The following is a 14,270-nucleotide window of genomic DNA, read 5'->3' as shown; positions in this document are numbered from 1 at the left end:
CACCGGATTTTTAAATATTGAAATTCAGACATCTGCTGGTAAGAAAATCTTTTCAGCCACTAAATATCTGAATTTCAATATCAAAAATCACAAAAATATTTACAGGAACTTCTCGCCTTTGTTGCGCTTGATTTCTCCTACATATTCCTTGATCTGTTGTTCATTTTCTTTTTTGCAGATGAGTAGCACATCGTTTGTATCTATTACGATAAACTCATCCAGCCCCTGCAGGAGTACCAGCTTTTCGTTGGGCACTTTCACCATGCATTTGGTAGCATCGATCACTACTACGTTTTTGCCCTGTACTGCATTGCCGAGGTAATCTTTTTCCAGGTTCTCATAGGCGGAAGCCCAGGTGCCCAGGTCACTCCATCCAAAATTGGACGGGATCACATACACGTTGCTGGCCTTTTCCATAATACCGTAATCAATAGAGATGTTGGTGCACTGCGGGTACACTTTCTCCATTACCTCTTTTTCCTGTGGGGTATTGAGTGCGGGAGTAGCCTGTTCAAATAGTTCATCTATCTCCGGAAGATATTGTTTAAAAGCTGCCAGGATAGTTTTTACATTCCATACAAAGATGCCGGCGTTCCAGAGGAAATCACCGCTTTGCAGGAACGTTTTGGCCAGTTCCAGATTAGGCTTTTCTGTAAACGTTTTTACCTGGTATACATTATCTGCCACGTGCTGTGGTTCAAACTGGATGTAGCCGTAACCGGTGTCGGGCCGGGTAGGCTTGATCCCCAGGGTAACCAGGGCGCTGTTTTTCTGTACAAACAGCAACGCATTTAAACAGGCATTGGTAAACGCCGGCCCATCCATGATAAGGTGATCTGCCGGCGCACAGATAATGTTGGCCAGCGGGTCCTGTTTATGGATTTTGTGGGAAATATAGGCAACACAGGGAGCTGTATTTTTACGGGATGGTTCGCTCACAATATTGGCTGTGGGCAGTTCAGGTAACTGATCACTCACCTTGCTGGTATATTGGTGGTGGGTTACCACGAATATATTTTCCTTTGGGATGAACTGCGCGAAGCGTTCATAAGTCCATTGGAGCAGGGTTTTTCCTGTGTTCAGGATATCCAGGAACTGCTTGGGATTGTCTGTGCGGCTGTGGGGCCAGAACCGGCTGCCTATCCCCCCTGCCATTATTGCCACATAAAAATGGCTGTTCAGCTGTGTCATTTCTAAATAATTCCTTCTCTGATTAAATCATGTAAGTGAATAATACCTTGATACCGTTCACCGTCCATTACCAGCAGTTGGGTAATATCATGCTGGCGCATCATCTCTAAAGCGTTGATGGCCAGTTGATCCTGCTGGATCAATTTCGGGTGAAGCGACATTATATCTTTTGCCGTTACAGCTGCTGTAGGAACATCTTTCTCCAGCATTCTGCGCAGGTCACCATCTGTAATGATACCCTGAAGTAATCCATTTTCATCCACTACGGCAGTAACGCCCAGCATTTTAGATGAAATTTCCACAATCACCTCTCTTAATGAGCTGTTTGATAATACCTGTGGGGCTTTATGCTGTTTGCTGAGATCCCCGACCTTAAGGTACAATTTCTTTCCTAAAGCGCCTCCGGGATGGAACTTTGCAAAGTCTGCTGCAGTAAATCCGTGCCATTCTATGAGGCAAACGGCCAATGCGTCTCCCATCACCAGCTGGGCGGTGGTGCTGGTAGTGGGTGCGAGGTTATTAGGGCAGGCTTCCTTACTAACGGTGGTATTGAGTACAAAATCAGCTTCCTGGGCTAAAAACGAGCTGGTATTCCCCACCATCGCAATTAAAGTGTTGCCAAAATTCTTCACCAGGGGAACAAGTACCTTTATTTCGGCGGAAGTGCCGCTTTTAGAGATGCACATCACTACATCTTCCTCTCTGATCATCCCCAGATCCCCGTGGATGGCATCTGCCGCATGCATGAAAAGGGCAGGCGTACCAGTAGAATTAAATGTCGCCACTATTTTCTGGGCAATAATGGCGCTTTTACCAATGCCGGTTACCACGAGTCTCCCCTGGCATTGAGCGATCCTTTCAACAACTTTTTCAAAATCTGCATCTATAAAATGCTGCAAATCATTAATAGCTGATGCCTCCATCGCAATTGTGCGCCTGGCTACCTGTCCTATATTGATAGTTTGATTCCTTTTCATGACGATTTACAAATTTATCATTTTTTAACCAGCACTGGAGCGGTTAAGTAATTTATATTGATACTCCGCGCTTTTTTAAGTAACTTCGTGTCCCCTAAAAAACATATAAATATATTTCGTCATTTGATGGTTCTTTAGAGTTAAAATTTGAATGCAATGGCTGTTGTTAAGGAACGTTTGATGGATGCATTACGCGAACACTTCGGGTTCGATTCCTTTAAGGGAAATCAGGAAAAAATTATAAATAGCATCCTCTCAGGCAAAGATACTTTTGTGATAATGCCAACCGGCGGAGGTAAATCATTATGCTATCAACTACCGGCGCTGATGAGGCCGGGTTGTGCGCTGATCGTTTCACCCCTTATTGCGCTGATGAAAAACCAGGTAGACCTGGTACGAGGCTACAGCAGTAAGGATAATGTGGCACACTTTCTAAACTCCACCTTGTCCAAGGCGCAGATCAAGAAAGTGCGGGCCGACCTGACGGCGGGAAAAACCAAGCTGCTCTACGTAGCTCCGGAAACGCTCACCAAACAGGAAAACCTGGATTTCTTCAAGGAACTGGAGATCTCCTTTATTGCAGTAGATGAGGCACACTGTATTTCTGAATGGGGACATGACTTCAGGCCGGAATACCGTCGCCTGAAGGAAATGATCGACCAGATCAGTGATAACCTGCCCATTATTGCCCTGACCGCTACTGCTACCCCCAAAGTACAGAGCGATATCGTAAAGAACCTGTGTCTGAATAAGGCCAATATCTTTATTTCCTCCTTTAACCGTCCAAACCTGTATTATGAAATCAGACCAAAACGCAAAAAGGAACAAACCATCAAGGATATTGTTAAGTTCATTCATCAGCATAAAGGCAAAAGCGGTATTATTTACACGCTGAACCGTAAAACCACCGAGGAACTGGCAGACATGCTGGTAGCCAACGGCGTTAAGGCGGTAGCCTACCACGCCGGCCTGGATCCCACCACCAGGGCACAGCGCCAGGATATGTTCCTTCATGAGGATACAGAGGTAATTGTGGCCACCATTGCATTTGGAATGGGCATCGACAAACCCGACGTACGATTTGTGATCCACTACAACATTCCGAAGAGTCTCGAAAACTACTACCAGGAAACCGGTCGTGCAGGAAGGGACGGACTGGAAGGGCATTGTATCTGCTACTATTCCCATAAGGATGTGCAGAAACTGGAACACCTTATGCGCGACAAATCGCTCAGCGAACGTGAAATGGGCGCACAGCTCATTAACGAAACCGTGGCATATGCTGAAAGCGCCGTATGCCGCCGCAGGGTTATCCTGCACTATTTCGGAGAACATTACGAAACGGAAAACTGCGGACAGTGCGACAACTGCCGCAACCCGAAAGAAAAAATAGAGGTCAAGAACCGGGTAGTGATCATGCTGAAGGCCATCCGTGCTCTCGAAGAGCGCTTTGGCAGTGAGTATGTGATCAATATCATCACCGGGAAAACCAGCCCCCAGATCAGCACCTACCGCCACGATAAACTGGATGTGTTTGGAGAAGGAAAAGAATTTGATGCGCACTTCTGGAACTCCCTGATGCGCCAGATGATGCTGGAAGGGCTCATAGAAAAAGATATTGAAGAATACGGCCTGCTCAAAGTAACCGACAAGGGCGCCAAATTCCTCAAAAAGCCATACTCCATCATGGTAGCGCTGAATCACCAGTTTGATGAAGATACCCTGGATGAAGAAGAAGAGGCTGCAGCAGAAGCACAGGCATCTGCAGATCCTGCATTGTTTGAAATGTTGAAAGAACTGCGCAAGAAAGTATCCAAAGAAAAGAACCTTCCACCGTTTGTTATCTTCCTGGAAACTTCTTTGGAAGACATGGCGACGCAATACCCTACCACCGTTCAGGAACTGGAAAAAATCCAGGGCGTGAGCAAAGGCAAAGCAATTCGCTACGGCAAACAGTTTGTGGATGTAATCACTAAATACGTAGAGGAAAATAACATCACCAAGCCGGACGATTTCGTTATGAAAAGCGTGGTGAATAAAAGCGGGATGAAAGTATTTATTATCCAGAATATCGATAAGAAAATACCGCTCGAAACCATTGCAAAAAATAAAGAGCTTTCCCTCTCCCAGTTACTCGATGAAATGGAAACCATTGTAGCCAGTGGCACCAAACTGAATATCGATTACTGCCTGGATGAAGAACTGGATGACTATGCACAGGATGAAATCATGGAGTATTTCAAAGGCTGCGAAACGTCCAGTCTCGCCCTTGCCAGGGAAGAACTGATTGAAAATGATTATTCGCTGGAGCAACTGAAGCTGATGCGTATAAAATTCCTGGTAGTATACGGCAATTAATGCCGGCTGCCAGTACAATATTTACAACGAATGAGTATCAAACAAATACAGGAAACCATCGCCTCCACCAGGGAGAAAGTAGTAACACACCCGTTATACGCTGAATTGCAAACATTAGATGATGTTCGCACCTTTATGCAGTACCATGTATATGCTGTATGGGATTTTATGTCTTTACTGAAAGGACTGCAGCAACAACTCACCTGTGTAAATGTACCCTGGGTGCCCGTGGGCAATGCTGCAACCCGTTATCTGATCAATGAAATTGTTACCGGTGAAGAAAGCGACGTGGATAAAGAAGGAAACCGTTGCAGCCACTTTGAACTGTATGAACGCGCCATGCAACAGGCCGGTGCCGACACCAGCCCCATAGAAGCGATTATAGCCGATATAAAAGCCGGAAAGTCCATTCAAAGCATTCTAGCTACAGCTGCCCTTCCTGAGGCCGTAAAAGGCTTTCTTAGCTTCACATTTGAGGTGATTGCTACCGGTAAGGCACATATTATGGCGGCCGTATTTACCTTCGGCAGGGAAGACCTGATTCCTGACATGTTCCTCGCACTGGTAAAAGACCTCGGTCAGAAGTTTCCGGGCAAGCTGGATACCTTCATTTATTACCTGGAAAGACACATAGAAGTAGACGGTGATCACCATAGTCAACTGGCCATGCAAATGGTCAATGAATTATGTGGCACGGACAAAAATAAATGGGACGAAGCTGCTGAATATGCCCGCCAGTCGCTGCATTGGCGGCATGAACTTTGGAGCAGTATTCTCAGTGAAAAAGTGATTTCGTAAAATTTTCTCAAAAAAATTTTGCAATTCAAAAGAATGTATTACTTTTGCAATCCCCTCACGAGAGAGGGCAACAAAAAACGGATGGTGCGGTAGCTCAGTTGGTAGAGCAAAGGACTGAAAATCCTTGTGTCGCCGGTTCGATCCCGGCTCACACCACAGCAACGGGAACATAACTGTAAAAGGTTTTGTTCCCGTTTTTTATTTCCCCTATACCCCGGACCAGGCCCGTCATTTGGCGGAATACTTCATTCACCCGCGGGGTTCTACACTGGTCATTTTTCCTGTTAAATTTAAATAATGTCCCTTTCGGTGGAAGATCCACAATTGCAGTTGCTGCACAATAGGCGAATAAAAAAGATTAGTATTAATTGATCAGCTTACTTTTAAAATACACAAAATGGTGAAGTATTGCTTGCTGCCAATACGCGGTATTGTGATTACCGGGTTGTACTATATAAGTTACAGGAATCGCCAAACTATCCGCCACCATTCTCAACTCTAAAGTGCCTGGGTACAAAATATCTTCTGTACCGCAATCAATAATAAAAGGTTTTATATGCTTTTGACTTTTGAGCAGATCCGTAATGCTGTATTGATGCCAGTCATTCACACCGGGATCCCCCAATAAGCAGGTAAGATCACTGATTATCCTGTTGTTGTTAAAAAACAACAAGCTTGCCTTCTGCAAAATCTGAGCATCAACGATCAATGCGCCGCTGGTACTGCCGGCTGTATTAAAATAGTCCTGATGTTTGATGAAATACCGAAGGGCTCCATACCCTCCCATGCTCAAACCTGTAATGAAAACATTCCGCCTATCTATTTTGAAAGCAGAATGAACTTTGGGCACAAGTTCTTTAAAAAAGAAGTCTTCCATCCGGGAATCTTTTTGATAGGGGCTGTTCACATACCAGGATACAAATGCATCAGGTAACACAATGATCATATGATACTGGTCAGCGATCTTTTGACAATCTATGGTTCTTGCCCACTGACGATAATTTTCGCTATAGCCATGCAACAGGTAAGTCAAAGGATACGCCTTCCTTGCGTCATAGTCAACCGGTTTAAATATCAATACCGTGTCTGGCCTGGCTAAATTAGCGGATTTGATGATCCATCGCTGCTGTGCATTTGCTTTATATAATGCCAGCGTAAAAACTGTGATAAAGGCTAATTTAATCGTTGTTTTCATTTTACATTTGAGTTAGACGGCACAAAAAACATGAAGTTTTGGCCAACCGTCAATAACGCTCAAAATTGTGAGTACAATGAAAAAAGAAACATCAAGCAATAGCTTGAACGAGCAGTTCTTGTTCCTAAACTGCGAGTTGAACTCCGCTTTAAACATGATAAGTGGTCGCTGGAAAGCGCAGATCGTTTATTCTATCTGGTCCGGAAATGATCATTTTAGTTTACTGAAACGGGAACTCTCCGCTATTTCTGAACAAGTGCTAAGCCGGCAACTGAAGGAATTAGAAACACATGCCATATTGGTCAAAATACCCATTCCGGACACAGTACCTGCCGGCATAAGTTACCAATTAACTAGTAAGGGGATCGCTCTTGTACCCATTTTACAAACCCTGTGCGATTGGGGAAAGCAATATGCGGATGGAAAAAGGATTCATCTTTTAGAAGATATATAATGGGCTACCTGTCTGTAACCTGATACCCCACGAAAAAAGGCCATTGTTAAGATGACCTTTCTTTGCCCTTACATATCGGCTCAATCTATGCCCAGGAGCTCTGACCTCCACAGGCGTATCCTGTTTTATTAATGCGCCACTTTGATATACCCCCACCCTTCTCTCTGTTTAGTGATTATTTCATAAATAGCATCCGGTACTACTTCAACTCCCGGGATCAATTCACTGGCATTTTTATTATTCCGCTTCATGGTAGCGCCACATACTTTTACGCTCACTTTTTTATTGTTCAGCAACTCTGTGAGGGCTGGTGTTATTTTTGATTTATCTTTTAACACCATATCCAATGCATCGCCGTAAACAGCCACCTCCAGTTGTGCATCCGGACTACCTTTCAGGATACCGTTTACCTGCCGCATCACCGTGTTATGATCCTCTACCGATTTACTGGTAATATCAAATATTACCTTGTAATCAGCCTGGGCATAAGATGCAATATATCCCAGCAAACATCCAACAAGTACAAACAACTTTTTCATGATCATATTTTTATTTGAATGAGGAATTATTTAATGTGCTGCTTGTCTCTCTGATGCAGAATAGGACCAAATGGACCGTATTTATGCTGTTGTTCAGAAAAGGTATCGCTGAACGGCCCGAAAGGATGATCTGCCGGCTTGGTGCTTATTACTGGCCAGTCTTCCGGGAATCTTTTAACTGGACGTGGTTGTGAATTTACAAAGGCAGCCACATCCCAAGCTTCCTCGTCCGTTAATTGTGTTTTACTATAGTCGGTGCCAAACGGCATATTGTTTTTTACATACCCGGCAAATCTTGATATCCGGTAAATGCCGGCGCCCGTATTATAAGAGTGCTCTCCCCACAAAGGCGGATACTCATACTCAACAGCACTTGCTGATAGCTTACCCATGCCATTCTCTCCATGACATTTACTGCATTTCTGCACATATACCAGCTTGCCCTTTATCGTGTCGGCCTCTCTTTCGAGGTACGGCAGCTCTTTTATTCCGCTTCCGGGAGGTTTGTATCCTTTAGGCACATCCTTCCCGAGCCATTGTATGTAAGCGATAATAGCCCTGAGTTCCTGGCTGTTACTGTCGAGCGCGTTCCCATTAAGACTGCGGATCAGACAATCATTCACCCTTTTGGCAATCGATTCAACCATGCCGCTCCTTTCCCTGAATTTCGGGTATGTAGATGCCGTGCCTCCATAATTGTTTCCCCAGCGCCTGGTACCGGCTTCCAGGTGGCAATTCTGGCAGTTCATGCCATTGCTGATGACCGCAATTTTTCCCTTTGGTCCCAGATATACGGAAGTATGCGCAATAAGATCCCGGCCATACCGGATCATTGCCCCATTTGGCGTATGCGGAATCATACCCGTATCGGGAGCCAACCATAGCGCTTCTGTTGACTTCTTTTCGTGTTTAACCTGGTTGCTGAAAAACACTTTAATAACAACCAGTATCAATCCCAGCAACACCATGCTCCACAACACCCGGAAAGAAATCTGTTTCATCCCGCAAAACAGTAGCCGCAATTCCGTTCCTGGGCGCGACCTACAGCCCATACACCGGAAGGCACCAATTGTATTCCCGGTAAGATTCCTTCGATCCATTCTTTCTTGACCTCCGCAGCGTCGAGCGACATGTTTTGCGCCACCACTGCGCTGTACACTGTTATCGCCATGTTACATACACAGAATAATACGCCGCTGGCCTGCAGTTCATTGATCCCGATAGCCACGTCGCCAACGCCCGGAACTTTAAAATCTCCCGGCTTCGGCTGCCAGAACGGGTTTCTTACTGCCGGCGCCTTTGTGGCAGGATCATCTGCTTTAAATACTTCTCCAAATTTATACTTCTCCCATAGCTCACTCTTCATGGCATATGGAATCGCGTCGTGACGCAATACCACTACCACACAGCATTCTTTTTCAGGCGTACCCGTAGCGGCATTGGTCAGTAAAAACACTTTTGGCCACGCAAAAGGCAGTATGTCGTGCGGACGAACCACATCCAGCACCATTTTGTGTTTGCCCTTAATTTTATTCACCCATGCTTCGGCGTCTTCGGGAACGATATTCATTTTTTCGGGAGCGAACGCCGCCTGCAGGTCCAAAGGAACAAAGGACGGCATAGTAAGCACCGTTGCCCCTGCGATGATTTTCCCGAGAAAATCACGGCGGTTGGTTGCTTCATTTTCAGTATAACTCATATGATTGCTGTTTTGATGAATGCAATATTTACCTGTAACATCAGCCAGTGCTAATACCAGGCAGTCAATAAAACCAGCTTTAAAGGAATGCGGGGAATTTCGAGGAGACGGTCAAAAATATCAGAAGATGTATTTTCGACATAATTAATACGGCCAACTTCGTCAACCAATGTTATCATTGATTAACCGTACTAACACGGGGAATTACAAGTGATGCTAATTTAGGAAAATAAGAAAGGGAACTATCGGATAAAAGTGACAAAATTTAAATCCCCAACGCCTGCTCCAGGCTGCTGCGGAAACCAGGATATTCATGTGGTAAACATCCCGCGAAATGCCTGAACTCTTTGATAAAATGAGTTTGGTCGCTGTACCCGAACCTGCTGGCCAATAAACACCATTGAGTTTTTCTTTCCTTTTCTATGTATTCAATCGTTCGCCGGAAACGCACAATACGACAAAATGTTTTCAGGCGAAGCCCCGTTTGTTCCAGGAAGTTTCTTTCTAACGTACGTTTGGTAAAATAGGTTCCCAACTCCAGTTGGCGGATGGTAATATTACCGTCTGCTGCATATATCAGCCGTATCGCTTCATTTAAACTTCTGGAATATTTTTTTTCGCTTAATAACTGCCGGAGAAGAAATGCTTCCAGCATAGCAACCTGTTCCTGGCCATTATTGCATTCCCTTAGCAACTCTCCCAGTTCATGTATATGAGAACCGGCAACCGACAGATCAATGCTTTTATTTGTGAAGTTTGTTGCCGGAATATGAAAGAGTTTAAACCAGGCGCCAGGTTTAAGATTTACCACCAGGCTTTTCATTCCGGCATATATGCAGCGTTCACAAGCAATATCATTAGGGCCTGTAATACTGTCTGATGCCACATATTCCTTATTGGTAACATCATAAACCTTATCCGGCGGGCCTATATTAAATACAATGCTTTGAATAAGATGCGGCAGTATGGTCATCTTCCGGCAGCCTTCCTCCTGGAAATCACTTTCCAGGATCAGGTAAGTAAGTACAAAATCCTGTAACAACCTGTGTGGCCGGAAAGATTGCACCTTGAACATATTCAAATGCTTTACTGGTACAAATATCTGAAATATCCGACTGCTTTTAAACAATTAACAATAGCCGGGGCCCACCCTGATTATACAACAACGCTTTTCCGCATGACCGTCGCGCCCATCGGCCCTTTCATTGCGGATCTACATTGATCGCTATTCCCAGTATCTTTCCTATAGCCTCTTTCACTTCTTCCACCCTCTCGTTAAACCGCAGTCCTGATTGGGTAACTAACCTATCAAACAAGTGAATACTGCCATTTTCTGCCAGCTGTTGCAGTTGAAATATATGCTCCTCTCTTATCACTTTCTTATCAAACCAGCTCGAGTATAAAACAAAATAATAAACCTCAAAAGCAGACTGATTAAAATATAACAGGATCTTCCTGATATCAAATGCACTGTTATCCAATACCAGGTTGAGGCTAAAAAGAAAAGAAGTATCAGATGCAGTATGGTACTGTATAACAGATTTAATGCGGTTAAGCTGGTCATCTGCCCGGCAGTAAGGGTCCGGCGTATTTACAACAATAAATTTTTTGTTCCACAACGCATCCAGTTTTATGGGCTGTTTAAAGAGATAAAATTGCTTTCTCTGAAACAAGTATTGAATGGTTCTTGTTTTGCCTGAATGTGGTTCACCAACAATGACAAATAATCTCCGTGGGTTAAAATTCATCTTCAAAAAAACACGGAAAATTTCAAAAATTTGTTAATCAATTGTAAACAGACTATACTTTTTCTGCCAGCCATGCAATTAGTTGCGCACACGGCAATAGTAACAGCTGTGCAAGCAAGGTTCCGCTGATACGGGCAATTACCATATAGGAAACAAATCTCCTGAAAGTACCCTCTGAAAGCTTGCCCAATACCACATCATCCGTAAGAATAGATAAATGCGGATCAATAAACAACACCATCAATACCGTGGCCAACCCGTTTATAACACCGGATAAATTACTGGCGGTTGTTCTGTACTCCGGGTTCAGATACGCAGCATAAACGCACGATAAAACTGAAATAGTTATGATAGCGCTGGCCAAGACATTATAAATAAAAATGCGCCAGGGAATATCCCTGTGAGCCGGCAATTCCAGAAATTGCTCTTTTGTTGGCATCCGCATACTTTCTTTCACAAACTGCATACCGGCGCCGGACAAGCCAACATAAAATAACCTGGGAATAGATTTGTGCACACTAAAATGCGACACCGCCTTAGATAGCAACCGCTGAAAAGTAGGGATCAGCAGTGCGCCAAGTATGGCACCAATCGTACACGACAGGATAATATACCTGAATATCCCTGTATTGGATGAAACTCCGTGTTTCAGATCCTGCTCTACTGTTTTGGCCAGTAACGGCGCCTGCAAAGTATTGGCGGTGCGGGATAAAAGAACGAGGATATTAAATAAAGAAAAAGTAATGGCAATTCTACCCGTTTTTACGCCCACCAATCTCACGGCATAGGATAAGGTTGTCATCCCGTTAATAAACATCGTAAGCACAAGTACAATGATAATCTGAGTGGCCATTTTAGTAATTCTTTAAACAATTACTAAAATAAACATTATTCTGTTCTCAGGCTCTTTACCGGATTAACAGCCACTAACCGGCTGGTCATCCCTACAATGATCACCCCTACCAGTATGGCAAGGGTAACACCCACCACCAGGAAAGGTAATAAGCCGATATTGACCCGGTAAGCATAATCCATCAGCCAGCCATGTAAGAGATACCATGATAACGGCCAGGCAATGATGTTGGAAACAACAATGATTCCTGAAAATTCTTTTATAAAAAGCAGCAGTATGTTTAAGCCCGATGCACCGAGTACTTTTCTTATTCCCATCTCCTTATTCCTTTTTGCAATACTCATAGTAACAATTCCCAGTACTCCCAGCAATACAATCATCAGCGATACTACTGTAGCCGCTTTTGCAGCCTTCTGCATCTGTGTTTCGGTATCATATAGCTGTGCTATACTATCGTCCAGGAATTTGAAATCAAAAGGAGCATCCGGGAAAACCTGCTGCCATTTGCGCTGCAATGCTGCTATTTGCGCAGTTGTATTTCCCGCACTAAAGCGGAACGATAAATACCGGTATATATTCGCACCACGCACAGGTTGAAAATAAACCGGGGTAATAGCGTCATGCAGGGTGCCAAAATGAAAATCGCGGGTAACGCCACTCACATGCACCACCGGGCTAAAATTATACAACCGCAGCGGCTTATTGATGGCCTCTTCCGCACTCTTCCAGCCCAATGCCTTTACGGCTGCTTCATTGATAACAATTTTTGCAGAATCCCCTGGAGTACCGTTATAAAAATTTCCCGCATCCAGTTTGATATCGTAGGTGGACAGGTAACGTTCGTCTGTAATAAGCGATACAGCTGAAATAGCAGTGCTGGAATCATTTTCCGGCCTGTAAATCCTGCTGGCTCCGCTGGCTGCTCCATCCGGGATTACATAAGCAAAGGTGGCGTCTTTTATTTCCGGCATGGCGCGAAACTCATCCCTCATACGTTCCATATGCGACACACCAGCTGTGGTCCAGTCGCGTGGCACCGCAACAGTTACCACCTTCTCTTTGTTATACCCAAGATCTGAATTGAAAAAGAAAGCCACCTGCCGGTCTATTACAATCGCGGCAATAAACACCACGATAGCCGTTACAAATTGTACCGTTACCAGCGACTGCCTGAAAAATAATTTCTCCTTTACATCCTTCAGCTTTCCTTTCAACGCCGTTACAGAAGGTTGCGCAGACAATACAAACGCAGGATAAATCCCTGCGAGTAAGCCTGTAAACAGGATAACGATCAATGGCAACACCGCAAACCAGGCAGGAAAAGAAGATAATGCTGGAATATCTTTTCCGATCATCTCACCAAATAATGGTCTTAGTATAAAATATAAACCCAGCGATACAATAAAAGAAAACGTAACGATCAGCACTGACTCTGTGATAAACTGAAGCACCAGCTGCAGCCGCTTTCCTCCCATCGCTTTTCGTACACCTATTTCTTTTAATCTCGTTAAAGAATTACCGATAGAAATGTTTACAAAATTTATAATCGCCATCAGCAGAATGAATAATGCCACTAAAGAAAAAACGGCTATCATTTTTCCAGCCAACCCTTTATTCATCATGAGGTACCAGTCTTTCAAAGCCACCGGCGTTACCTCCAGCGTACGTTGAATCTCTGCGGTGGTATTGGTGGCTAACAGCGTTTTTATCGGACCCCGCAACTGTTCGGCAGTAACGCCTGGCTTTAGCAATACATAACCCACAATATTGGGCGACAACCAGCTGGTAAATCCAAACTCCCTTCCGAAATAGCGGATACTGGCAGGTGAAAGAAATATTTCATTACCAGGTTTAAAAAAATTAGTGATGGTGTTAAAAGGCAGATCTTTTATTACTGCTGTCACTTCAAAATTATCATTCCTGCCATCGAAGGATTGTATTCTTAGTAACTTCCCTACTACATCCGTTTGACCGAAATACTGCTTTGCTTTTTTCTCCGTGAGCACCACTGCATTAGGCTTATCCATTGCTGTACGCGGATCGCCATAGGCAACCGGGAAATTAAACATCTCAAAAAAAGTAGAATCCCCTGGTTGTACTCCTTCCCTGAAATGTTTATCTCCTATTGAAATAACAACGTTAATCCCATCATGGGCATAAGCCTTTTCTACCAATGAAGGATAATTGTCCTGCAATGCTTTTGTTAGTGGTCCTAATGTTGCAAACTCCACCCCTGTTTCCGGGTTTGCCCATTTGCTTCTCAACAGAAAAATACGATCGCTGTTCTTCACAAAATGGTTCACCTGGTACTCTCCCCAGGTATACGCACCAATCAGCAATACAAAGGTGATCCCGATAGCTAATCCCCAGATATTCACCACAGCAAAAAAACGGTTCTTCGCCATATTTCTCCAGGCAATCAGAAAGTAGTTCTTTATCATAAACGAATGGATAGTGG

The 14,270-nt window shown here is 44.1% G+C and carries 13 protein-coding genes and 1 tRNA gene; 4 read left to right on the top strand and 10 right to left on the bottom strand.

Translation table 11 applies throughout. The annotated features are described in order from the left end of the window. Positions 1-99 precede the first annotated feature (99 nt). Positions 100-1,191, bottom strand: coding sequence for a mannose-1-phosphate guanylyltransferase (locus V7S65_RS21995; protein ID WP_079471467.1), 1,092 nt, complete (start codon positions 1,189-1,191; stop codon positions 100-102). A 2-nt stretch (positions 1,192-1,193) separates the two neighbouring features. Then, on the bottom strand, positions 1,194-2,168 hold the full coding sequence (locus V7S65_RS21990; RefSeq protein ID WP_079471468.1) for a KpsF/GutQ family sugar-phosphate isomerase: 975 nt from the start codon (positions 2,166-2,168) through the stop codon (positions 1,194-1,196). 156 nt (positions 2,169-2,324) lie between these two features. Here V7S65_RS21990 and recQ point away from each other — a divergent pair, with 156 nt between their 5' ends. The 3 genes from recQ to V7S65_RS21975 all read left to right on the top strand — a co-directional run bounded on the left by recQ (position 2,325) and on the right by V7S65_RS21975 (position 5,480). Continuing rightward, positions 2,325-4,526, top strand: coding sequence for a DNA helicase RecQ (recQ, locus tag V7S65_RS21985; protein ID WP_079471469.1), 2,202 nt, complete (start codon positions 2,325-2,327; stop codon positions 4,524-4,526). A gap of 30 nt (positions 4,527-4,556) precedes the next feature. After that, positions 4,557-5,324, top strand: coding sequence for a DUF3050 domain-containing protein (locus V7S65_RS21980; protein WP_336387632.1), 768 nt, complete (start codon positions 4,557-4,559; stop codon positions 5,322-5,324). Between the two features lie 83 nt (positions 5,325-5,407). Beyond that, a tRNA-Phe gene (locus V7S65_RS21975) sits at positions 5,408-5,480 on the top strand. Between the two features lie 208 nt (positions 5,481-5,688). On the opposite strand, the gene V7S65_RS21970 is transcribed toward V7S65_RS21975, so the two are convergent. After that, on the bottom strand, positions 5,689-6,519 hold the full coding sequence (locus V7S65_RS21970; protein ID WP_336387633.1) for an alpha/beta hydrolase: 831 nt from the start codon (positions 6,517-6,519) through the stop codon (positions 5,689-5,691). 76 nt (positions 6,520-6,595) lie between these two features. On the opposite strand from V7S65_RS21970, the gene V7S65_RS21965 reads away from it, so the two are divergent. Further along, the gene (locus tag V7S65_RS21965) at positions 6,596-6,973 is read left to right on the top strand and encodes a winged helix-turn-helix transcriptional regulator (protein ID WP_336387634.1); all 378 of its coding nucleotides are present in this window, start codon (positions 6,596-6,598) and stop codon (positions 6,971-6,973) included. A 128-nt stretch (positions 6,974-7,101) separates the two neighbouring features. On the opposite strand, the gene V7S65_RS21960 is transcribed toward V7S65_RS21965, so the two are convergent. The 7 genes from V7S65_RS21960 to V7S65_RS21930 all read right to left on the bottom strand — a co-directional run bounded on the left by V7S65_RS21960 (position 7,102) and on the right by V7S65_RS21930 (position 14,253). After that, entirely contained in the window at positions 7,102-7,512 is a 411-nt protein-coding gene (locus tag V7S65_RS21960; RefSeq protein ID WP_227024449.1) for a DsrE family protein, read from the bottom strand. Positions 7,513-7,538: 26 nt separating this feature from the next. Next, complete coding sequence (locus V7S65_RS21955) at positions 7,539-8,513, bottom strand: c-type cytochrome (protein ID WP_336387635.1); 975 nt, start codon at positions 8,511-8,513, stop codon at positions 7,539-7,541. Then, positions 8,510-9,211 carry a hypothetical protein gene (locus V7S65_RS21950; protein ID WP_111577222.1) on the bottom strand — a complete coding sequence of 234 codons (702 nt, stop codon included), beginning with the start codon at positions 9,209-9,211 and terminating at the stop codon, positions 8,510-8,512. Before V7S65_RS21950 ends, V7S65_RS21955 begins: the two co-directional genes overlap by 4 nt. A gap of 265 nt (positions 9,212-9,476) precedes the next feature. Then, on the bottom strand, positions 9,477-10,286 hold the full coding sequence (locus V7S65_RS21945; RefSeq protein WP_336387636.1) for a helix-turn-helix domain-containing protein: 810 nt from the start codon (positions 10,284-10,286) through the stop codon (positions 9,477-9,479). Positions 10,287-10,413: 127 nt separating this feature from the next. Further along, positions 10,414-10,830 (bottom strand): hypothetical protein, encoded by a 417-nt coding sequence (locus tag V7S65_RS21940; RefSeq protein WP_133256128.1) that lies wholly within the window; start codon positions 10,828-10,830, stop codon positions 10,414-10,416. 181 nt (positions 10,831-11,011) lie between these two features. After that, the gene (locus V7S65_RS21935; RefSeq protein ID WP_336387638.1) at positions 11,012-11,812 is read right to left on the bottom strand and encodes a lipid II flippase Amj family protein; all 801 of its coding nucleotides are present in this window, start codon (positions 11,810-11,812) and stop codon (positions 11,012-11,014) included. Positions 11,813-11,847: 35 nt separating this feature from the next. Then, positions 11,848-14,253: an ABC transporter permease gene (locus V7S65_RS21930; RefSeq protein ID WP_336387639.1), complete on the bottom strand. Its 2,406-nt coding sequence runs from the start codon at positions 14,251-14,253 to the stop codon at positions 11,848-11,850. Positions 14,254-14,270 lie beyond the last annotated feature (17 nt).

The sequence above is a fragment of the Chitinophaga sp. CCNWYY40 genome, assembly GCF_037483205.1.
Taxonomy (GTDB): domain Bacteria; phylum Bacteroidota; class Bacteroidia; order Chitinophagales; family Chitinophagaceae; genus Chitinophaga; species Chitinophaga ginsengisegetis.
The sequence above is the reverse complement of the archived record's forward strand: the minus strand, read 5'-3'. Positions and strand labels throughout refer to the sequence as shown.